The following is a 19,094-nucleotide window of genomic DNA, read 5'->3' as shown; positions in this document are numbered from 1 at the left end:
TCTCAGAAATCCATCCACAACGGCTTCCTGACGTGGATCGGCAAAAAACTGGAGCGCTCCCCATGGCACGAAGCAATTACACGTTCACCTCGGAATCTGTATCCGAAGGGCACCCCGACAAAGTATGTGACCGTATTTCAGACGCTGTCCTTGACGCGCTGATCGCGGTTGAGCCTGAGGCCCGCGTGGCCGCTGAGACATTTGCCACGACCAATCAGGTTGTGATCGGCGGCGAGATCGGGCTGTCGGACCCTGCGAAACTGGCGGCGATGATGGGCGATATTGACCAGATCGCGCGCGATTGCATCAAAGACATCGGGTATGAGCAGGACAAGTTCCACTGGAAGTACTGCAACGTGATGAACCTGCTGCACGAACAATCCGCGCATATTGCCCAAGGTGTTGACGCATCGGGTGACAAGGACGAAGGCGCGGGCGACCAAGGGATCATGTTCGGTTATGCCGTTGATGAAACACCCGAATTGATGCCCGCACCTGTGCATTACGCCCACGCGATCCTGCGCCGTTTGGCGGAGGTGCGCAAAAACGGAACCGAGCCGACGCTGGGCCCTGATGCGAAATCCCAGCTGTCTGTGCGTTATGAAAACGGCAAACCTGTCGGTGTGTCGTCCATCGTTTTGTCCACGCAGCATTTGGATGAAACCATGACCAGTGCGGATGTGCGCGCAGTCGTGGAACCCTATATCCGCGAGGTACTGCCTGAGGGTTGGATCGATACGGCAACCGAATGGCACGTGAACCCGACCGGTAAGTTTGTGATCGGTGGGCCGGACGGCGATGCTGGCCTGACCGGGCGCAAGATTATCGTGGACACCTACGGCGGTGCCGCGCCCCATGGCGGCGGTGCGTTTTCGGGCAAAGACCCGACCAAGGTTGACCGCTCTGCCGCGTATGTGTCGCGCTACCTTGCCAAAAACGTGGTGGCTGCCGGGATGGCGACGCGCTGCACGGTGCAGTTGTCGTATGCGATTGGCGTGGCCAAGCCGTTGTCGATTTACGTTGATACGCACGGCACCGGCGAGGTTGAAGCCGCAGCGATCGAGGCGGCGATCCCGCAGGTGATTGATTTGACGCCGCGCGGTATTCGCACGCACCTTGATCTGAATAAGCCGATCTATCAGCGCACGGCGGCCTATGGCCATTTTGGGCGCGCACCCGAAGCCGATGGCGGATTTTCCTGGGAGCGCACCGATCTGGTGGATGCCTTGAAAAAGGCAATCTGACGAACATGGACCACCCCGAGCGCCCGCACCGCAATTTTTATGGCCGCCTGAAGGGCAAGCACCTGAAGGACAGCCAAAAGGGATATCTGGACGAAGATCTGGCGGCGTTGTCGCCCGGTGCTGTGTCTTGGGATGATAACCCGACACGGGATAATTTGGATTTGGGTGCGTTGTTTGGGGGCCGTGATGTCTGGCTTGAGGTCGGGTTTGGCGGTGGTGAGCATGTGATCCACCAAGCCGCCGAAAATCCTGACGTCGGGATTATCGGATGTGAGCCCTATATCAACGGCGTTGCGATGCTGTTGGGTAAAGTGCGCAAAGCCAGCGTCGAGAACCTGCGGATCTATCCCGGTGATGTGCGCGATATGTTTGACGTGTTGCCGGATGCAACGATTTCAAAGGCGTTTTTGTTGTATCCCGATCCTTGGCCGAAATCGCGCCACCATCGTCGCAGGTTTGTGACGCCGGAGCATTTGGAGCCACTGGCGAGAGTGCTAAAGCCCGGCGCCGAGTTTCGTGTCGCGACGGATATCAAGGATTATGTGCGCCAGACGTTGGAAGAGGTGCCCAAGGCCGGATTTGAATGGTTGGCGCAAGAGGCGCAGGATTGGCGTGATCCGTGGGGCGACTGGATTTCGACGCGCTATGAGCAAAAGGCGTTTCGCGAAGGGCGCACGGCCCATTATCTGACGTTTCGCAAGACATAAGCGATTGGGGATCGAATGGCTGCGCCATCCGATCCGCTGGAGGGCCAGCCCTCCAGACCTCCCAGAATATTTGTAAACCAAAGACAAGCGGGGCGTGGACGTTTCAAGGTGCGCGGTTTATCAGGCCTTAGCACTGTAAAGGATACGATATGTCAGGCCACGGCGACCCCATTCCTATGATATCCCGCAAGGGTGGCCCATTGAAGGGCGAGGCCCATGTGCCTGGTGACAAGTCAATTTCGCACCGGTCCTTGATCCTTGGGGCGATGGCGGTGGGTGAGACCAAGGTGACCGGCCTTTTGGAAGGGCAGGATGTTCTGGATACGGGCCGGGCGATGGAGGCCTTCGGGGCTGAGGTTGTGAACCATGGTGGTGGTGAGTGGTCTGTGCATGGTGTGGGTGTGGGCGGATTTGCTGAGCCCGAGAACGTCATTGATTGCGGCAATTCTGGCACCGGCGTGCGGTTGATTATGGGCGCTATGGCGACCTGTCCGATTACGGTGACGTTTACGGGTGACGCATCCTTGAACGGGCGTCCTATGGGGCGGGTCACGGACCCTTTGGCATTGTTTGGGACTGTTGCCGTTGGCCGTGAAGGCGGGCGTTTGCCGATGACGATTGTCGGTGCGAACGCGCCTGTGCCTGTGCGCTACACGGTTCCGGTGCCGTCGGCGCAGGTGAAATCTGCGGTGTTGCTGGCGGGTTTGAATGCGCCGGGTGAAACGGTGGTGATCGAAAAGGAAGCCACGCGGGACCATACGGAACGCATGTTGGTTGGTTTTGGTGCGGATCTGAGCGTTGAAGATACCGACGAGGGCCGTGTGATCACCCTGAAGGGGCAGCCCGAGTTGAAGCCGCAGACAATTATTGTGCCGCGCGATCCGTCTTCGGCGGCGTTTCCGGTGTGTGCGGCGTTGCTGGCCGAAGGGTCCGACGTGTTGGTGCCAAATATCGGGCTGAATCCGACCCGTGCGGGATTGTTTTACACCCTGCAAGAGATGGGTGCCGATCTGACGTTTGAAAACATGCGTGAAGAGGGCGGCGAGCCTGTTGCCGATCTTCGTGCGAAATATTCCCCTGATATGGTTGGGATCGAGGTGCCGCCCGCGCGCGCAGCTTCGATGATTGACGAATATCCGGTGCTGTCGGTTGTTGCTGCGTTTGCCGAAGGCCAGACCGTGATGAAGGGCGTGAAGGAATTGCGCGTCAAGGAAAGCGACCGGATCGATGCGATGGCCAAGGGGTTGCGCGCCGCTGGTGTGACCGTGGACGAGGGCCCCGATTGGTGGACCGTAACGGGCGCCGGGTTTGGCAATGTTGCGGGCGGGATTACCGCGCAAAGCTGTCTGGACCACCGCATTGCAATGTCGTTCCTTGTGATGGGATTGGCCACGAATGCCCCGATGTCGGTGGATGATGGCGGCCCGATTGCCACGTCTTTCCCCATTTTCGAGGGGCTGATGACGCAGCTGGGCGCGGGGATCACGCGGTCTAACGTGTGATGGATCTGACGCGCCGCATTGCCGGAACCGTGGCGATCGTCAGTTATCTGGTGATGGGGGCGATGCTGTATTTCACCGTTGTGCCGGGTGCGGATGGGCTGTGGCCGCCGGATTTTCATTTGCGCGGGTATGATGCGGCCAGCATTGCGGATTTTGTGAACGTGATCCGGGATGAGGCCAGCGATACCTATGCGGTGATCTTGATGCGCTGGGACCGGATTTTCATTGTGTCGCTTGCGTTGTGGCTGGCCCTGACAGGGTGGCGTGGCGGTTGGATGCGGTATTTTGTGGCCGGGCTGGCCGCGCTTTATACGATGGTTGATCTGGCGGAAAACGTCGCGATTTTCCACTTTGTGCGTGTGGCGATCCTTGATCCTGATGTTGTGCGCGTCGCGAGCCATTTAACAATGGCGAAGTTTGCGTCACTCTATCTGTGTGGTCTGGTGTTGATTGTTCATCTGAGGAGGTCCGCGTGATGTTTACAGTGGCCATTGACGGGCCTGCGGCGGCGGGCAAAGGCACCATTTCCAAGGCGGTTGCGGCACATTTCGGGTTTGCACATCTGGACACGGGGCTGTTGTACCGCGCTGTCGGGGCCAAGGTGTTGCACGGTGTTGATCCGCTTGAGGCGGCGCAAACATTGGAGCCTATTGATCTAGAGGGTGATCATTTGCGCACGCCCGAGGTGGCGCAGGCCGCCAGCAAGGTGGCTGTTGATCCTGACGTGCGCGCGGCCTTGGTTGCGTTTCAGCGCCAGTTTGCCGCCCGTGACGGGGGTGCGGTATTGGACGGGCGCGACATTGGCACGGTGATTTGCACCGGCGCGGATGTGAAATTGTTTGTCACGGCCAGTGCACAGACCCGTGCGCGCAGGCGGCTGGATGAATTGAACGCCAAGGGCATGGGGTTGGAATTCGCAGACGTTCTTGCCGATGTAGAGGCGCGTGATGCGCGGGACCGTGATCGTGAAACCGCACCGTTGAAACCCGCGCAGGATGCGGTGCTGCTGGATACATCTGATCTGAGCGCGCAGGCCGCGATTGCCCGCGCGATTGCGATCGTGGCGGCGGCGCGCGGCTGATCCAATCACGCAGCGGTGCTTTGAGAGTGAGGGCATGTCGGGGTAGGGTTTCACGAACCAACCCGAAAGGTCTGCCATTTATGTTTCGCGTTTTTGCCCTGTTATTGGCCTTTGCCACGCCCGCGTTTGCCCAAGACGCGATGACGGCGGATCGGTTGGCCGACATTATCACTGACATTGATCCTGATGCCGCGATGACGGCAAACGGGATTGAGCTGACGATTGAGGACATTCCCGTGTTGGTCGTTATGGCCCCCGGTGCTGACCGGATGCGCGCGATGGTCCCAATCGCGAGCGTTGATGACGTTACCCCAGAAGAAATGAACCGCATGATGCAGGCCAATTTCGATACGGCGCTGGATGCGCGCTATGCGGTGGCAAACGGGCGTGTTTGGGGGGTGTTTATCCATCCGCTGGCCGCGCTTGAGAGGGATCAGTTTTTGTCGGCGATTGCGCAGACGGTGAACCTCGCGCGGACGTATGGCACGCTGTATTCGGGCGGTGCGCAGGTGTTTGGTGGGGGCGATTCAAACGATATTTATCAGGGGCTTATTGATGATCTGCTGAACCGCGGGCAAGACATCTAAAGGTGGGTGCGGTGATCGGCCAAATGGGGTGGGTCCAGATGCGGCACCGCGTTGAATGCCATCAGGAATGTGCCATCAGGACGGATGCGAAATTTGTGCAGGGATGAATTGTAGATGGGCAGCAGCACGTGCGCCATCTGATCCGTGCTGAGGCCCAACGCACCGCGCATGACCATTGATATCACCCCGCCTGACGTGACGCATAGCACACGTTTTCCGGGCTTCGCGGCCTCTGACAGGGCTGAATGGATGCGGGTTTCGAATGTGGCGAAGGGTTCTGATCCGTTGATTGTGGCCTGTTCCCATGCCGCCAAGGTCTGGGGCATGTGGGTGGCGAAATCTTCCGGTGAGGCGGGCGGGGCGACGTTGTGAAATGCCTCCATGTCGCGCACCAGTGCGAAGTATTCCATTTCGTTGAGGCGTTCATCGAAGGTGTCGGGGGTGTATCCCATGCCTTCGGCGGTTTCGCGGTGGCGGCGCAGGGTGCCTGCGAGGGTCAGATCAAACGGGGCTTCGTGATCGCGCATCCATGTGCCCAACAGCGCGGCCTGCGCATGGCCGAGGTCTGACAGGCGGTCATAGTCTTCTTCGGTTTTGGCACCGGGGTTGGCTTGGCCGTGGCGGACCAGATAAAGTTCACCCATCAGTTGTCCTGTTCGGTTTGGGAAAGGTCCGCCCAGATCGTGGCAAGGGCGGATGCGTGGCAGTGATACACCGCTGCGTCGGTTGGTGATGATGACAGGCAGTCGTTCGACGCAGTGTCAGATCTGAACCGCGTGAGGTCCGTATCTGACAGGGCGATCACCGCGCGATACCAGTATTCACCGTGAATCATCAGCATGTCTTCGCAATCGAGGTCACGATTTGCGCAGTGCCCGGTTGAATGCAGCGGTGCGTCCAGTGGCACGACGCCTTCGTCGCGCAAGATGTCCGAAATCATGGTGATGCAATGATCCGCCGGCAGATGCGTGAACGGTTCAAATGTTGCGGTCGGTGTTTGTTCGCACGCGCTATCAACTGCAATGCGGGCCGCGATTGCGGGCAGGCCGATGTCTTCGAACTGGGTGTCACAGGCGGCGAGGGACGGGGCGGTACAATCTGCGACGGTATTTGCCACCGCTTCGTTCAGGATAAATGCGTCATGGAAAAAGGCTGCGCATTCGTCGGGGTCAACGCGGGTGGGATCGAGCGTGCAGCGATCAAAGACCGCAGTGTAATCAAATGCACGCGGCAACGGCGACCAATCGGCGGCGGCGTATGTGGGCAAAAGGCACAACAAAGGGATCAGTCGAAACATGGCCGCACCATAGACACCCCTGCTGGAGGCGCAATGATTGGCGTGTTAGGGATGGGCCAACCCCAAACGAGAGTGAAGTCATGTCTGATCTGACGATCCAATGCCCCAAATGTTCGAACGAGATTGAGCTGACCGAACAACTGGCAGGCCCCATGATGGCGGATTTGCGACGGTCCTTTGACGAGGAAATGCAGCGCCAGCAGACACAAGCGGCCAAGGCGTTGGCGGTGGCACAGGCACAGGCCAAAGAGGCGGCCAAGGTTGAGGCAGCCGCAGAGCAAGTGGCCCTGCAAGAGCGCGTCAAAGAACAGGACGTCAAATTGCGCGAAGCCCAAGCCGCGCAGGCCGCGGCGATGCGGCGTGAACAGGAATTGAAGGACAAAGAGGCAGAGATGGAGCTGACATTGCAAAAGATGTTGGCGGCTGAACGCCCCGCGCTAGAGGAACGTCTGGCTAAGGAAGCGCAGGAAAAGGCATCGCTGCGCGAGGCAGAGCAGGCGCAAAAGATTGACGCGCTGACCAACCGGATTGAGGATTTGCAAAAGCGCGCGACGCAAGGATCGATGCAGACGCAGGGCGAGGCGGCCGAAATTGTTCTTGAGGAAACGCTGGGGCAGGCGTTCGTGATGGATGATTTTGTGCCCGTTGCCAAAGGTGTGAACGGCGCGGATGTGCAACAGAACGTCATGGCGCAGGGCGTTCTGGCGGGACGGATTTTATGGGAAAGCAAGCGCACGAAGAACTGGACGGCCGGATGGCTGGCAAAACTGCGCGATGATCAACGTGCCAGCGGGTGCGAGGTTGCGGTGATCACGTCTGTGGCGTTGCCCGACGGGATCGAGAGTTTCGGTTTGGTCGACGGCATCTGGGTGTGCGCGCCGCGCTATGCCGTGCCGCTGGCGACATCTTTGCGACAGGGTCTGATTGATGTTGCGGGGGCCAAGGGACGGGCCATGGGCCAAGAAACCAAGATGGAGATGATCTATGATTATCTGACCGGCACGCAGTTCAAGCAGCGGGTTGATGCAATCGTTGAACGGTTCGAGGACATGCAGGACAACCTGCGCAAAGAGCGTGTTTTCATTGAAAAACAATGGGCGCTGCGGGCCAAACAGATTGATCTGGTGATTGCATCGACCGTCGGAATGCATGGGGATTTGCAGGGAATTGCAGGACGCGCCATGCCCGAGATCGAGAGCGTTGAGGCGCTGATGATTGTGAAGGACGACTGATCGCCCCTGTTGTTACCCTTCGGGACGGTGTTCGTTGGCACGATACCGGCTGCGTTTTGAGCGCAGGCGAAAGACGCCCATAAGAACGGACAGCACAACAGCGAGACCCAGCATGTCACCGATAATGAACCGCAACATGCTGGAGAACATCACGTTCGGATCGATGGTGTCATGCCACACGCCGTGTATCAGAAACGATATCAACACCGATGAGATAGCGCCGCCCAGTACCAGCGTGCGCCACGCCTGGCTGGCGGATAATCCGTGCGCGCCGTCGGCCTTGAGCCAGTCCAGAAGTATGAAAACCGTGGGCGCTGCGCCGTAGCTGATCAACAATGTCATATTGGTTTTCATCGCACCCAACGGCATTTCCACAAACAATGCGAATGAAATCAGGACGCCGGGGGCGAGGTAGATCATTGATTTGTAGCCTTCAAAGAAGGCCGAGATGATTTTGATCCCGAATGGCAGATAGAACAGCGAAATCAGGGTGAATAGATTGGGAAGCAAATGGTTCTGGACCGGCGATATGACCAGCCATGACAAACAATACGCAATAAACACGGCGCTGCTGTGAAGCGCCATCTTTGCGAGATGGTCGTCCAAATCCGTCTTGATCGTTTCAACGATGTTTTTCACGCGAATTCAGTTTCATTCTGAGGGGCGCACAGCCCTCAGAGGTAGCCGTCCGCACTATTGGTGAGCCTATAAAGACCCTTTGGAAAACCCTCACATGGTTCTACGAGACCACGTTTCACCAGTTGTTTGAGGGTACGATGGAAAGTTGGCTGCGACAGTTCTTTGGTTATCGAATTTTCTCGCACGGCCTCGGTTGAACACATGTCACTGCTGTCACCTCTGGCCTTTTGTTCTTGTGCCATCGCCAGCAAAATGTCCCTTTCGTTGCGCGACAGGTCCCTCATGCCGAATTCGTGTTCCATTTCTTCCAGCAATGATCGCAGCGTGGCGATCTGCTGTAAAATCTTGTTGTCCACGATCAGCCTCTAAAAACGGTGTACTATCCCATATCTGGAATACTCAATACGCAGTCATTTTGATAGTCTGAAAGTGGCTGAAGATCGCCGTTACGTTGTGTAACCATCGTTCAGGTGTTCATTTTGTAGTCATATTACAACTCAAGCCGCTGTTTTGTGTTTGAAACTGCGGCACGAAATGCCGCGAGCAGTGTGGATTGTGACGCAGGGAGGCGGACGGATGCGTCTGCGATGCGCGCGCGTTCCGCCGAAAAGTCGGAATGGGCGAATGTGCGCGACATGATAACGATGACAAGTTCAGGATTGGCCTGCCGCAATGTCAAAAGGCGCGGCACGGTTTCATGGAGCTCATCCATCAGATCGATATCAAGCAAGGCAATCGTCATCGCGCCGTCGCAGTTTGTGGCGTAGCGCAGCACAGAGCTGACGCTGTCACAGGTCGTGATGTCGCCCACGTCATCGGACAGGTCCATGACGATGTCTTTGGCACGCCCGTTTTGCGCGCACAGGGCGACGACGCTGCGCGACCAGAGCGCGGCGTCGTCTGCTTCCTGTTGGCGGTCGTATTCCTGGAACAGCTGGTCTGCCATGTATTCAGCGCTGTGGGGCTGAACCACGGCAGACCGCTGCATAGGGATCACGTTCGTGCTGCCCAGCCTGAGCGCTGGGGGGGCATTGGCTGTTAACACGGCATCAGAACGTGATTCTGTGTACCGGAGGAAGGAAGGCCGTCCGGTGTTTAGTGTGTAGCGCGTTGTATCTTCCATTCGCAACCCCAAGAATTCAATATGACTTCAAAAGATACCTAAACACATTATATATATAAATATCTTTCAAATTTGATAGTCACTTTGACTATGATTCTGGTTGATGTCAAGAATGATGTTGACGTAGCGTTCGCGGTGGTTTGTCGCAGCGTTACGGCCTTTGTTTCATGGGGGTTTGAAAGGAATTCGTGCGACTGATCGGTGTTGGGGATATCAGACTGCGGTCTGCTTGCGGTCTTGGATGGTCATGGTGGGCGGATTGATGCGCAATGTTGCGATCATCGGCGCAATCTTGCGACTGCGCGGGCATCCAGTGCCTGTTGGCTTATGTGTGGACGGCGCTGGTGCAAGGATGGCTTGCTCCCGCAGCGATATTCGCCTATACGCCGCCTCGTTGAAGCGTCGTTAGAACGTGCAACTGAGCAGGGTCGGTTCGTCCGGCCCTCTTTTGTTGTTCAAGACGTAAGACAAATTTTAACCAAGTCCGGCGCACCCGTTACGCGCACGGCCAACACAGACCTTAGGAAACAGACGCCACATGGCTATGAACGTATCTATGGACGAGTTTGAAGCACTCTTGAATGAAAGCTTCGAAATCGACACACCCCAAGAGGGCAGTGTCGTCAAAGGCAAAGTCATTGCGATTGAAGCAGGCCAAGCCATCATCGACGTCGGCTACAAGATGGAAGGCCGCGTAGATATCAAAGAATTCGCAAATCCTGGCGAAGCCCCAGAAATCAATGTTGGCGACGAAGTCGAAGTGTTCCTTCGTTCTTCCGAAAACGCCCGCGGCGAAGCTGTTATCTCTCGTGAGATGGCGCGCCGTGAAGAAGCATGGGATCGCCTCGAAAAAGCATATGCAGACGAAGAGCGCGTTGAAGGCGCAATCTTTGGTCGCGTTAAAGGTGGCTTTACTGTTGATCTGGGCGGCGCGGTTGCGTTCCTTCCGGGTTCGCAGGTTGACGTGCGCCCTGTACGTGACGCGGGCCCATTGATGGGTCTGAAGCAACCGTTCCAGATTTTGAAAATGGACCGTCGTCGTGGCAACATCGTTGTATCGCGTCGTGCGATCTTGGAAGAATCCCGTGCAGAACAGCGCGCGGAAGTCATCGGCAACCTGACTGAAGGTCAAGAAGTCGACGGCGTCGTCAAGAACATCACTGAATACGGTGCGTTCGTTGACCTCGGCGGCGTAGACGGCCTGTTGCACGTGACAGACATGGCATGGCGCCGTGTGAACCACCCATCCGAGATCCTCACAATTGGTGAGACGATCAAGGTGCAGGTCATCAAGATCAACAAAGAAACGCACCGCATCAGCCTTGGCATGAAGCAGCTGCAAGAAGACCCATGGGATGCTGTGGCCGCGAAATACGCGCTGGACACAACACACACAGGTCGCGTGACAAACATCACGGATTACGGCGCATTTGTTGAGCTCGAAGCCGGCGTTGAAGGTCTTGTGCACGTTTCTGAAATGTCTTGGACAAAGAAGAACGTACACCCGGGCAAGATCGTTTCTACATCTCAGGAAGTAGAAGTGATGGTTCTGGAAATCGACGAAAGCAAGCGTCGCGTTTCCCTTGGCCTCAAGCAGACACAGCGCAACCCATGGGAAGTCTTCGCGGAGACACATCCTGAGGGCACCGAAGTCGAAGGCGAAGTCAAAAACATCACCGAGTTCGGTCTGTTTGTTGGCCTTGAAGGCGACATCGACGGTATGGTTCACCTGTCCGACCTGACATGGGAAGGCCGCGGCGAAGACGTAATCGGCGATTTCCGCAAGGGCGACATGGTGAATGCCAAGGTTACCGAAGTGGACGTTGAGAAAGAGCGTATTTCGCTTTCGATCAAAGCCATGGACGGTGATCCGTTTGCAGACGCTGTTGGCGGCACCAAGCGTGGTTCCATCATCACAGTTGAAGTTACCAAGATCGAAGACGGTGGTATTGAGGTCGATTATGAAGGTGCGAAATCCTTCATCCGTCGTTCCGATCTGTCCCGTGACCGTGCCGAGCAGCGCCCTGAGCGTTTCGGCGTGGGCGACAAGGTCGACGTTCGTGTGACCAACATCGACTCCAAGACACGTCGTCTGGGTCTGTCGATCAAGGCACGCGAAATCGCGGAAGAAAAAGAAGCAGTTGAGCAGTTCGGTTCGTCCGACTCCGGCGCATCCTTGGGCGATATCCTTGGTGCAGCTTTGAACAAGGGCGACGACGAGTAAGACGTCCCTCTGGCCCTGACGGGCCATTCGAAAAGACGAAACGCCGCCGGTTCAGTCCGGCGGCGTTTTGCATTTTAGGGTGCGAATCGGATGGTCTATGCCGCTGTGCAGCATTTTGACCGCGCAGGATGTGAACAGTTTGGTTTACAGTTTTGGCCGTATTTTGGGCTGAAATCAGCTGATTTGCTTGGAATATCGCCCTTAGGGGTTCTTCCTAGAATGGTTTTTCCGGCATATAGTCAAATGATAAGAGGGAGTTGCGCCACTCCCCATGAAATACCGACGGGGGAAGAACCAATATGATCCGCTCCGAGTTGATCGAAAAGATCGCCGAAGAAAATCCACACCTTTATCAACGTGATGTTGAGAAAATTGTGAACACCATCTTTGATCGCATTATTGATGCCATGGCCAACGGTGACCGTGTTGAGCTGCGTGGCTTTGGTGCCTTTTCCGTGAAGAAACGCGATGCGCGTCTGGGCCGTAACCCGCGCACGGGTGATGCGGTGCAGGTGGATGAAAAGCATGTTCCGTTCTTTAAGACCGGCAAGCTCTTGCGGGACCGGCTCAACGGGAAGTAAACTGCTCCCATGAAATATATCAGATATACGTTTTGGGGAATCGTTGCGATTGCCCTTGTGATTGTCGGGATGGCGAACCGTGGGATTGTGACCCTGCGCGCCATGCCAGAAGCCTTGGCCGGACCGCTTGGGATTTCGCCGGATATTGAACTGCCGTTGTTCATGGCGATCTTTATCGGGGTGGGTATTGGTCTGTTGATCGGGTTCCTGTGGGAATGGGTGCGCGAGCATCGCATGCGGGCGGACGCCCGTGCGATGGGCCGAGAGCGTGATGCGCTCAAGCGTGAAGTCGACAGCCTGAAAGACCAAAAGCACGAGGGCAAAGACGAGATTGTCGCGCTCCTCGATAAAGCCAGCTAAGACATCATGTCCGACGTTCGGGTAAAGATTTGTGGTCTGCGGACCGTGGCTGATGTTATGGCCGCGGCGGATGCGGGCGCGTCTTATATCGGCTTTGTGTTTTTTGCCAAATCTCCGCGCAATGTGACGATCGAAAAGGCCGCTGCGCTGGCGGTTGAGGTGCCCATGGGCGTGGCCAAGGTCGCGCTGGTGGTGAATGCCGATGATGCGTTTCTGGACCAGCTGACCGCGCAGGTGCCGCTGGATATGTTGCAGCTTCATGGGTCCGAAACACCACAGCGGGTGGCCGACGTGAAGGCGCGGTATGGTTTGCCTGTGATGAAGGCCATCGGGATTTCTGGCGCGGCTGATCTGGATAAGATCGATACCTATGCCGCTGTGGCTGATCAGCTGTTGATTGATGCGAAACCGCCCAAAGACGCCAACCTGCCGGGTGGCAATGGAAACGCCTTTGACTGGAATTTACTGGCAGGTCGGAAATACTGGACCAAGCCGTGGATGTTGGCGGGGGGGCTGACCATGGACAACGTCGCATCGGCCATCGCGACGACAGGGGCCACGCAGGTCGATTTGTCTAGCGGTGTGGAATCCTCGCCCGGGGTTAAGGATCCGGCGTTGATCAAAGCCTTTATCGCTGCCGCGCAGGCATGACTGTTATCTTTCGCCCTGCGACGCGCGCTGACGTTCCTGCGGTTGTTGGGTTGCTGGTGGATGATGGTCTGGGCAGCGCCCGTGAAACCGAAGACATGGCGATTTATCAATCAGCGTTTGATGCGATGGATAAGGATGCGGGCAATACCCTGATTGTTGGGGAACAGGACGGCCGCATCGTTGCGACGTATCAGATTACCTTTATCCTTGGTCTATCGCTCAAGGCGTCACGGCGTGCCCAAATCGAAAGCGTACGTGTGGCCAGTGATTTACGTGGGCAGGGTATCGGGCATCACCTTATGGTTGACGCTGAAATGCGGGCGCGGGACGCGGGCTGCAACTTGATGCAGTTGACGATGAACAAAAGTCGCACCCAAACAGCGCGATTCTATGCGCAGCTTGGCTTTACGGCTTCGCACATCGGATATAAACGCGACGTGCTGTGACGCGGAACCGCGACCAGCCAAATGGGAGACGCACAATGCCTGACGATCTGATCAATTCCTTTATGACTGGCCCTGATGAAAAGGGCCGTTTTGGTGATTTCGGTGGACGGTTTGTGTCTGAGACACTGATGCCGCTGATCCTCGAGCTTGAGGCGCAGTATGAGCATGCCAAGACGGATGAGACGTTCTGGGCTGAAATGCATGATCTGTGGACCCATTATGTGGGCCGCCCGTCGCCGTTGTATTACGCGGAACGCCTGACCGAACATTTGGGCGGTGCAAAGATTTATCTGAAGCGCGATGAGCTGAACCACACGGGCGCGCACAAGATCAACAACGTGTTGGGCCAGATCATTCTGGCGCGCCGCATGGGCAAAACGCGGATTATTGCGGAAACGGGCGCGGGCCAGCACGGTGTGGCAACGGCGACGGTTTGCGCGAAATTTGGTTTGCAATGTGTTGTTTACATGGGTGCGCATGATGTTGAACGTCAGGCCCCCAACGTGTTCCGCATGAAATTACTGGGCGCTGAGGTGATCCCCGTGACGTCAGGACGCGGAACGTTGAAAGACGCGATGAATGACGCGCTGCGCGATTGGGTGACCAACGTGCGCGACACCTTCTATTGCATCGGCACGGTCGCTGGCCCGCATCCATACCCCGCGATGGTACGTGATTTTCAGGCCATCATCGGCAAGGAAACCAAGGAACAGATGCACGAAGCTGAAGGGCGTCTGCCGGATACATTGATCGCCGCTATTGGCGGCGGGTCCAACGCGATGGGTCTATTTTTTCCGTTTCTGGATGACAAAGAGGTCAACATCATCGGTGTTGAAGCCGGCGGTAAAGGCGTGAACGCCAAGATGGAACATTGCGCATCCCTGACAGGCGGTCGCCCCGGCGTACTGCACGGCAACCGCACGTATTTGCTGCAGGATGATGATGGGCAAATCCTTGAGGGCCATTCGATTTCGGCTGGTCTGGACTATCCGGGTATCGGCCCCGAACATTCATGGCTGCATGAAATCGGTCGCGCGCAATATGTGAGCATTACGGACGTCGAAGCGCTTGAGGCGTTTCAGTTGTCGTGCGCGATGGAAGGCATCATTCCAGCGTTGGAACCGTCCCACGCACTGGCGCATGTGATGAAGATCGCGCCGGAGTTGCCGAGTGATCATTTGCTGGTGATGAACATGTGCGGCCGTGGTGATAAGGATATCTTTACGGTGGCTAGGGCGCTGGGTTGGGATATGTCTGACGGGGCTTGAGGTCATTGGGTAACCCTCAATGTCCGCTCTGCGGGACAAAGCTGCCGTTGGGCTGCTGGGTGCCAGTGTCTGCAAACAACCCAATCCGGACATTGAGTGAATGCAATGATGCCGCAGTTGCAGCCCGTATTGTCGACATTTCGCTACGGCGACAAGAACTTGGCAACACCGAACAGAAACTGAGCCCTCGTCAAAGCATACTTCGGAGCCATGCTGTTAGACGGCGGTTGTTCTTACGGTATCGACGAAACTTTTAATGGTGTCAGAGTTCCCTAACTTTCGAAACGCAACATACAGGTCGATTTGGTTTTCGCATGGTTCAAACGAGACAAAGGTAACGCCGGGTGGGGCGATATTCCTGACCCAGGCTGGTGCCAGCGCAATCCCGAGACCATGGGCCACGAACTGTAGCAACGTGGACTTGTCGATGATCTCACAGACAATATTTGGTTGAGCGCCAATTTGGCGAAAACCACTCCATAGTGCCTCGTGCAGGATTGGTCGCGCGTGCTTAGGATACCCCACGATCGGCTGGTCAACGATATCGGATGTGGAAAGAGACGCCGCGCCGGAAAGCGGGTTGGCATCAGCAATGACAACCACGATTGGCTGGCGGTGCAGGAGCTCGCTGGTAATGAATTCGTCATCTAGAGGCGTGCGAACAAAGGCAACATCGGTACGATGGCCGATCAACTCTTGGGAGTGCTGTTCAGAGGAAGAAATTTCCAGAACCTGAACATGGACCTTTGGGTCGGTTTGCCGGAAAGCCAGCAGAGTCCGCGGCAACAACATCGAAATTGCTTCGTCGACGCCGCTAACCCGAATGTGACGCAAGTCAGACTCGGCAGTATGACGAACATTGGAGACTGATCTTTCGATATCGGTTAGAATTCTTTTGGCATCTTGAATGAATTCCGATCCGGCTTGGGTCAGGCTGACTTGCCGGGTCGTCCTGAAAAGCAACCGGGCCCCAAGTTCGTGCTCCAACGCGGAGACCCGTTCAGACAGAGCGGATTGGCTTAGCCCCAATCGTTCCCCTGCGCGTCGGAAGTGAAGTTCTTCGGCGACAGCGACGAAGCATTCCAGTTGTCTGATATCCAATCTGTCCCCCTTTGACGGTCTACTTTAAAACGCTTACACGCATTTCGTTGTTCAATCCGGCTTCGAAATCCCGGATCGCACCTGCATAATCCAGCGAATCTAGCGTATCATCGCGACCTCGGATCAGCGATGTCTGTGTGGCATCGTCCATCTCGAAAGGCTCCGACAGTTTGCCTGCCGCAATCGTTCGTTTTTCGAGATCAATCGATATCTCGCCTCCACAGGCATCGCTCGCAAATTGTAAAAGTGCGTCCCGTGTCGAGGGGGAAACAACTGGAAGTGCAAGACCGTTTTTGCGAGCGTTGTCGTAAAATATCCCGGCAAAACCCGTCCCGATGCAAGCATCTATTCCAAGCTGGCGCAGGCCCCAAACGGCATGTTCCCGACTGGACCCACAGCCGAAATTGTCACCGACGACCAAGATACTGGCCTGCGTCCAAGGCGCCTTGTTCAAGATGAATTCTTGGCGCTGCCCACCCGCGGTGTCAAAGCGCAGGTCAGCAAACGTTCCGTTACCTAACCCTTCGCGGGTGATCGTGATCAGAAACCGCTTAGGCATGATCACGTCGGTGTCGACATTCGCCAATGGTAATGGGGCGGCGATCCCTTTGATCGTTTTCGTCATCGGCTTGTCTTTCATTTGAAATCTCGCACATCAGCCAGATGACCAGTGACTGCGGCCGCGGCAACCATTGCTGGCGACATCAAATGGGTGCGCGCACCACGGCCCTGACGTCCTTCAAAGTTTCGGTTGGTAGATGAGGCTACCCGCTCTCCATCCATGGCAATGTCGTCGTTCATCGCCAGACACATGGAACAGCCTGCTTCAGGTCGCCATTCAAAACCTGCTGCCTCAAAGATGGCACGCAGGCCTTCCGCTTCGGCCTTGATACGTGTCATGGCAGAACCTGGCACAACGATGGCTTCGACTCCGTCGGCAACTTTCCGGCCATCCAGTATTTTGGCGGCCTCTCGTAAATCTTCGATACGGCTGTTGGTGCAAGAGCCGATGAATGCCGTGTCGATTTTTATCGACTGGGCCGGTTGCCCTTCGGTTAACCCCATGTATTGCAACGCTCGTTCCAGCGCCGCTTTAGCCTTCGGGGAGACAAAGTTCTTTTTTGAAGGCACATTCGCTGTGATGGGCACTGACTGATCCGGACTAGTGCCCCAAGTGATCAACGGTTCAATTTCGGCCCCCGCGATGGTGAACTCTTTGTCAAATACGGCTTCGGAATCACTGACCCAGGTTTCACTTTCGAAGGCACAATGACCGCTATGATGATGACCCTGCAATGCACGCTCAGTAATGTCATCCGCTGCAATCAAGGCCGCGCGAGCGCCCAGCTCAACCGCCATATTGCAAACGGTCATACGTCCGGCCATATCGAGACCGCGAATGGCTGAGCCTGCAAATTCTACTGCAAATCCATTTGCACCTCCTGCGCCCACGACTTGCACGACCTTCATGATGATGTCTTTTGCGGTCACGCCAGGCGCAGTCTCACCGTTGAGCGTGACGCGCATGGTTTTCATGCGCTTGTAGCGCAGGGTTTGGGTGGCGAGCACATGTTCGACCTCGGATGTGCCGATTCCGAAGCCAAGCGCGCCGTAAGCTCCATAGGTGGTGGTATGGCTGTCGCCGCAAGCGATCAGCATCCCCGGGGCGACGAGCCCCTGTTCAGGCACCACAACGTGTTCGATGCCCTGTCGCGGGTCGCCAAGGCCGTAAAAGGCGATACCGTGTTTGGTGCAGTTTGCCTGCAAGTTGTCGATGAGCAGCTTTGACGCCGCATCATGGGGTTCACTGCTTCGGGTCGCGTTCACATGGTCTACGACCGCTAGATGCGCCTCGGGTCGCCAAACATCCAACCCCTTTGTGTCGAGCCCCGAAAAGGCCTGTGGGCTGGTGTATTCATTCATGATGTGAAAATCGACGTAGATCAGCATGTCGCCATCGGGCAGATCGCACACCTTATGGGCGTCGACCAATTTGTCATAAAGCGTCCGGTTCATTTGGCTGTCTCCGCTTGGATCGGGTGACGGGCAAAGAAATCAGACATGCGCGCAGCGATATCATCCGGAATTTCTTCGGCCATGTAATGAGTGGTGTCGAGAGCCTCGCCCTCAACCTGCGCGGCGCGCTGACGCCAGAGGCCAAGCGCATCAAAGCAGGCCTCAATCACACCGCGTTTCGCCCAGAGCGTCAGGAGGGGCATGTCGAGTTTTCGCCCTTGGTCTGCGTCGTCATGCTCGATGTCGATGGTTGCGGCGGCGCGGTAGTCCTCGCAGCTTGCATGAATGGCGTCCGGATCGGCAAAGGCCGCCAAGTATTCCGCCAAAGCGTCGGGTGAGAACGGATTGTCGCCGCGTGCCTGATTGAAACACTTCAGTTTCCAAAACCCTTCCGGGTCAGCACCGATCATGTGTTCGGGCAACGGGTTTGGTTGGGTCAGGAAGAACCAATGCCAGTAAGCACGCGCGAATTTGACGCCGGTACCAGCATACATTTCGCGGGTCGGTGCGATGTCGAGCAAAGCCATGGCCGCGACATATTCGGGATGGTCCAAACCCATCCGATGCGCCACCCGCGCACCTCGATCATGGGCTCCGACTAGAAACCTATTATGCCCCAAACGCTGCATGACTGCGACGATGTCACCCGCCATAGCGCGTTTTGAATAAGGTTCATGCGACGCGTCCGACGTTGGTTTGTCTGATCGACCATATCCGCGCAAGTCTGGGCAGACGACTTGGTACGAGCGTGCCAGAGTTGGCGCTACACCGTGCCACATAGCAGATGTCTGCGGATACCCATGAAGAAGGACAATCGGTGGCGCCCCTTCGGGCCCCGCGCGGCGGACGAACAGCGTCGCACCATCGCCTTCGATACGCTCTTCAACGAAATCCTGGAACATTTCGAACTCCCCGGGGAAAATGCTTTTATCCAGTATCTCAGATTAATTTGGAAACATTAATCGGAAAAACTGATCAGTATTGCCGACTAATCCTCACAGCAATCCCCGATAGGCTTTGGCGACACAAGCCGCC

General features: G+C 56.4%; 22 protein-coding genes and 1 riboswitch. Of the genes, 13 read left to right on the top strand and 9 right to left on the bottom strand.

The features are described 5' to 3' along the window. Window positions 1-8: 8 nt before the first annotated feature. A riboswitch (SAM-SAH riboswitch) is annotated at window positions 9-56 on the top strand. 6 nt (window positions 57-62) lie between these two features. From metK to L0664_RS07055, 6 genes are all read left to right on the top strand, one after another. Next, a complete protein-coding gene (gene metK / locus L0664_RS07080; protein WP_235224953.1) occupies window positions 63-1,244 on the top strand; it encodes a methionine adenosyltransferase in 1,182 nt (393 codons plus the stop codon). A 5-nt stretch (window positions 1,245-1,249) separates the two neighbouring features. Then, complete coding sequence (gene trmB / locus L0664_RS07075; protein WP_235224952.1) at window positions 1,250-1,951, top strand: tRNA (guanosine(46)-N7)-methyltransferase TrmB; 702 nt, start codon at window positions 1,250-1,252, stop codon at window positions 1,949-1,951. A 149-nt stretch (window positions 1,952-2,100) separates the two neighbouring features. Next, entirely contained in the window at window positions 2,101-3,453 is a 1,353-nt protein-coding gene (aroA, locus tag L0664_RS07070) for a 3-phosphoshikimate 1-carboxyvinyltransferase (protein WP_235224951.1), read from the top strand. Then, window positions 3,453-3,929 (top strand): hypothetical protein, encoded by a 477-nt coding sequence (locus tag L0664_RS07065; protein ID WP_235224950.1) that lies wholly within the window; start codon window positions 3,453-3,455, stop codon window positions 3,927-3,929. The genes aroA and L0664_RS07065 overlap by 1 nt, the downstream gene beginning before the upstream one ends. Then, a complete protein-coding gene (locus L0664_RS07060) occupies window positions 3,926-4,534 on the top strand; it encodes a (d)CMP kinase (protein ID WP_235224949.1) in 609 nt (202 codons plus the stop codon). Before L0664_RS07065 ends, L0664_RS07060 begins: the two co-directional genes overlap by 4 nt. Before the next feature lie 80 nt (window positions 4,535-4,614). Further along, the gene (locus L0664_RS07055; RefSeq protein ID WP_235224948.1) at window positions 4,615-5,121 is read left to right on the top strand and encodes a hypothetical protein; all 507 of its coding nucleotides are present in this window, start codon (window positions 4,615-4,617) and stop codon (window positions 5,119-5,121) included. Here the strand turns inward: L0664_RS07055 and L0664_RS07050 are convergent. Beyond that, the gene (locus L0664_RS07050; protein ID WP_235224947.1) at window positions 5,118-5,765 is read right to left on the bottom strand and encodes a histidine phosphatase family protein; all 648 of its coding nucleotides are present in this window, start codon (window positions 5,763-5,765) and stop codon (window positions 5,118-5,120) included. The genes L0664_RS07055 and L0664_RS07050 overlap by 4 nt on opposite strands. Then, window positions 5,765-6,418, bottom strand: a complete 654-nt coding sequence (locus L0664_RS07045; protein WP_235224946.1) for a hypothetical protein — start codon at window positions 6,416-6,418, stop codon at window positions 5,765-5,767. Before L0664_RS07045 ends, L0664_RS07050 begins: the two co-directional genes overlap by 1 nt. 80 nt (window positions 6,419-6,498) lie before the next feature. On the opposite strand from L0664_RS07045, the gene L0664_RS07040 reads away from it, so the two are divergent. Further along, window positions 6,499-7,650, top strand: coding sequence for a DUF2130 domain-containing protein (locus L0664_RS07040; protein WP_235224945.1), 1,152 nt, complete (start codon window positions 6,499-6,501; stop codon window positions 7,648-7,650). A gap of 12 nt (window positions 7,651-7,662) precedes the next feature. Here the strand turns inward: L0664_RS07040 and L0664_RS07035 are convergent, their stop codons facing one another. The 3 genes from L0664_RS07035 to L0664_RS07025 form a co-directional block, all read right to left on the bottom strand. Further along, the gene (locus L0664_RS07035; RefSeq protein ID WP_235224944.1) at window positions 7,663-8,289 is read right to left on the bottom strand and encodes a hypothetical protein; all 627 of its coding nucleotides are present in this window, start codon (window positions 8,287-8,289) and stop codon (window positions 7,663-7,665) included. Between the two features lie 35 nt (window positions 8,290-8,324). Continuing rightward, entirely contained in the window at window positions 8,325-8,645 is a 321-nt protein-coding gene (locus L0664_RS07030) for a hypothetical protein (protein ID WP_235224943.1), read from the bottom strand. Between the two features lie 134 nt (window positions 8,646-8,779). Beyond that, window positions 8,780-9,286 (bottom strand): hypothetical protein, encoded by a 507-nt coding sequence (locus L0664_RS07025; RefSeq protein WP_235224942.1) that lies wholly within the window; start codon window positions 9,284-9,286, stop codon window positions 8,780-8,782. Between the two features lie 664 nt (window positions 9,287-9,950). Between L0664_RS07025 and rpsA the strand changes: the two genes are divergently transcribed. The 6 genes from rpsA (at window position 9,951) to trpB (ending at window position 14,942) form a co-directional block, all read left to right on the top strand. After that, window positions 9,951-11,636, top strand: coding sequence for a 30S ribosomal protein S1 (gene rpsA, locus L0664_RS07020; protein WP_268821606.1), 1,686 nt, complete (start codon window positions 9,951-9,953; stop codon window positions 11,634-11,636). Between the two features lie 299 nt (window positions 11,637-11,935). Continuing rightward, a complete protein-coding gene (gene ihfB, locus L0664_RS07015) occupies window positions 11,936-12,217 on the top strand; it encodes an integration host factor subunit beta (RefSeq protein ID WP_235224941.1) in 282 nt (93 codons plus the stop codon). Between the two features lie 9 nt (window positions 12,218-12,226). Beyond that, window positions 12,227-12,577, top strand: coding sequence for a LapA family protein (locus tag L0664_RS07010; protein WP_235224940.1), 351 nt, complete (start codon window positions 12,227-12,229; stop codon window positions 12,575-12,577). Between the two features lie 6 nt (window positions 12,578-12,583). Next, on the top strand, window positions 12,584-13,228 hold the full coding sequence (locus L0664_RS07005; RefSeq protein ID WP_235224939.1) for a phosphoribosylanthranilate isomerase: 645 nt from the start codon (window positions 12,584-12,586) through the stop codon (window positions 13,226-13,228). After that, a complete protein-coding gene (locus tag L0664_RS07000) occupies window positions 13,225-13,674 on the top strand; it encodes a GNAT family N-acetyltransferase (RefSeq protein WP_235224938.1) in 450 nt (149 codons plus the stop codon). The genes L0664_RS07005 and L0664_RS07000 overlap by 4 nt, the downstream gene beginning before the upstream one ends. Window positions 13,675-13,709: 35 nt before the next feature. Next, the gene (trpB, locus tag L0664_RS06995) at window positions 13,710-14,942 is read left to right on the top strand and encodes a tryptophan synthase subunit beta (protein ID WP_235224937.1); all 1,233 of its coding nucleotides are present in this window, start codon (window positions 13,710-13,712) and stop codon (window positions 14,940-14,942) included. A gap of 216 nt (window positions 14,943-15,158) precedes the next feature. On the opposite strand, the gene L0664_RS06990 is transcribed toward trpB, so the two are convergent. From L0664_RS06990 to L0664_RS06975, 4 genes are read right to left on the bottom strand one after another with little or no spacing between them, the layout of a single operon-like run. Beyond that, complete coding sequence (locus tag L0664_RS06990) at window positions 15,159-16,043, bottom strand: LysR family transcriptional regulator (RefSeq protein ID WP_235224936.1); 885 nt, start codon at window positions 16,041-16,043, stop codon at window positions 15,159-15,161. A gap of 19 nt (window positions 16,044-16,062) precedes the next feature. Continuing rightward, window positions 16,063-16,668: a 3-isopropylmalate dehydratase small subunit gene (gene leuD, locus L0664_RS06985; RefSeq protein WP_235224935.1), complete on the bottom strand. Its 606-nt coding sequence runs from the start codon at window positions 16,666-16,668 to the stop codon at window positions 16,063-16,065. A gap of 11 nt (window positions 16,669-16,679) precedes the next feature. After that, a complete protein-coding gene (leuC, locus tag L0664_RS06980) occupies window positions 16,680-18,059 on the bottom strand; it encodes a 3-isopropylmalate dehydratase large subunit (RefSeq protein ID WP_235224934.1) in 1,380 nt (459 codons plus the stop codon). After that, complete coding sequence (locus tag L0664_RS06975) at window positions 18,056-18,961, bottom strand: alpha/beta fold hydrolase (RefSeq protein ID WP_235224933.1); 906 nt, start codon at window positions 18,959-18,961, stop codon at window positions 18,056-18,058. The genes leuC and L0664_RS06975 overlap by 4 nt, the downstream gene beginning before the upstream one ends. Window positions 18,962-19,094: the final 133 nt, after the last annotated feature.

It is taken from the genome of Octadecabacter dasysiphoniae (genome assembly GCF_021532615.1).
Taxonomy (GTDB): domain Bacteria; phylum Pseudomonadota; class Alphaproteobacteria; order Rhodobacterales; family Rhodobacteraceae; genus Octadecabacter; species Octadecabacter dasysiphoniae.
Note: the sequence above shows the minus strand (reverse complement) of the source record. Positions and strands in the feature narration are given on the sequence as shown.

Coding starts and splice junctions, on each gene's coding strand:
- metK (WP_235224953.1), top strand. CDS start 63: ATGGCACGAAGCAATTACACGTTCACCTCGGAATCTGTATCCGAAGGG.
- trmB (WP_235224952.1), top strand. CDS start 1,250: ATGGACCACCCCGAGCGCCCGCACCGCAATTTTTATGGCCGCCTGAAG.
- aroA (WP_235224951.1), top strand. CDS start 2,101: ATGTCAGGCCACGGCGACCCCATTCCTATGATATCCCGCAAGGGTGGC.
- L0664_RS07065 (WP_235224950.1), top strand. CDS start 3,453: ATGGATCTGACGCGCCGCATTGCCGGAACCGTGGCGATCGTCAGTTAT.
- L0664_RS07055 (WP_235224948.1), top strand. CDS start 4,615: ATGTTTCGCGTTTTTGCCCTGTTATTGGCCTTTGCCACGCCCGCGTTT.
- L0664_RS07050 (WP_235224947.1), bottom strand. CDS start 5,765: ATGGGTGAACTTTATCTGGTCCGCCACGGCCAAGCCAACCCCGGTGCC.
- L0664_RS07045 (WP_235224946.1), bottom strand. CDS start 6,418: ATGTTTCGACTGATCCCTTTGTTGTGCCTTTTGCCCACATACGCCGCC.
- L0664_RS07040 (WP_235224945.1), top strand. CDS start 6,499: ATGTCTGATCTGACGATCCAATGCCCCAAATGTTCGAACGAGATTGAG.
- rpsA (WP_268821606.1), top strand. CDS start 9,951: ATGGCTATGAACGTATCTATGGACGAGTTTGAAGCACTCTTGAATGAA.
- ihfB (WP_235224941.1), top strand. CDS start 11,936: ATGATCCGCTCCGAGTTGATCGAAAAGATCGCCGAAGAAAATCCACAC.
- L0664_RS07010 (WP_235224940.1), top strand. CDS start 12,227: ATGAAATATATCAGATATACGTTTTGGGGAATCGTTGCGATTGCCCTT.
- L0664_RS07005 (WP_235224939.1), top strand. CDS start 12,584: ATGTCCGACGTTCGGGTAAAGATTTGTGGTCTGCGGACCGTGGCTGAT.
- L0664_RS07000 (WP_235224938.1), top strand. CDS start 13,225: ATGACTGTTATCTTTCGCCCTGCGACGCGCGCTGACGTTCCTGCGGTT.
- trpB (WP_235224937.1), top strand. CDS start 13,710: ATGCCTGACGATCTGATCAATTCCTTTATGACTGGCCCTGATGAAAAG.
- leuD (WP_235224935.1), bottom strand. CDS start 16,668: ATGACGAAAACGATCAAAGGGATCGCCGCCCCATTACCATTGGCGAAT.
- leuC (WP_235224934.1), bottom strand. CDS start 18,059: ATGAACCGGACGCTTTATGACAAATTGGTCGACGCCCATAAGGTGTGC.
- L0664_RS06975 (WP_235224933.1), bottom strand. CDS start 18,961: ATGTTCCAGGATTTCGTTGAAGAGCGTATCGAAGGCGATGGTGCGACG.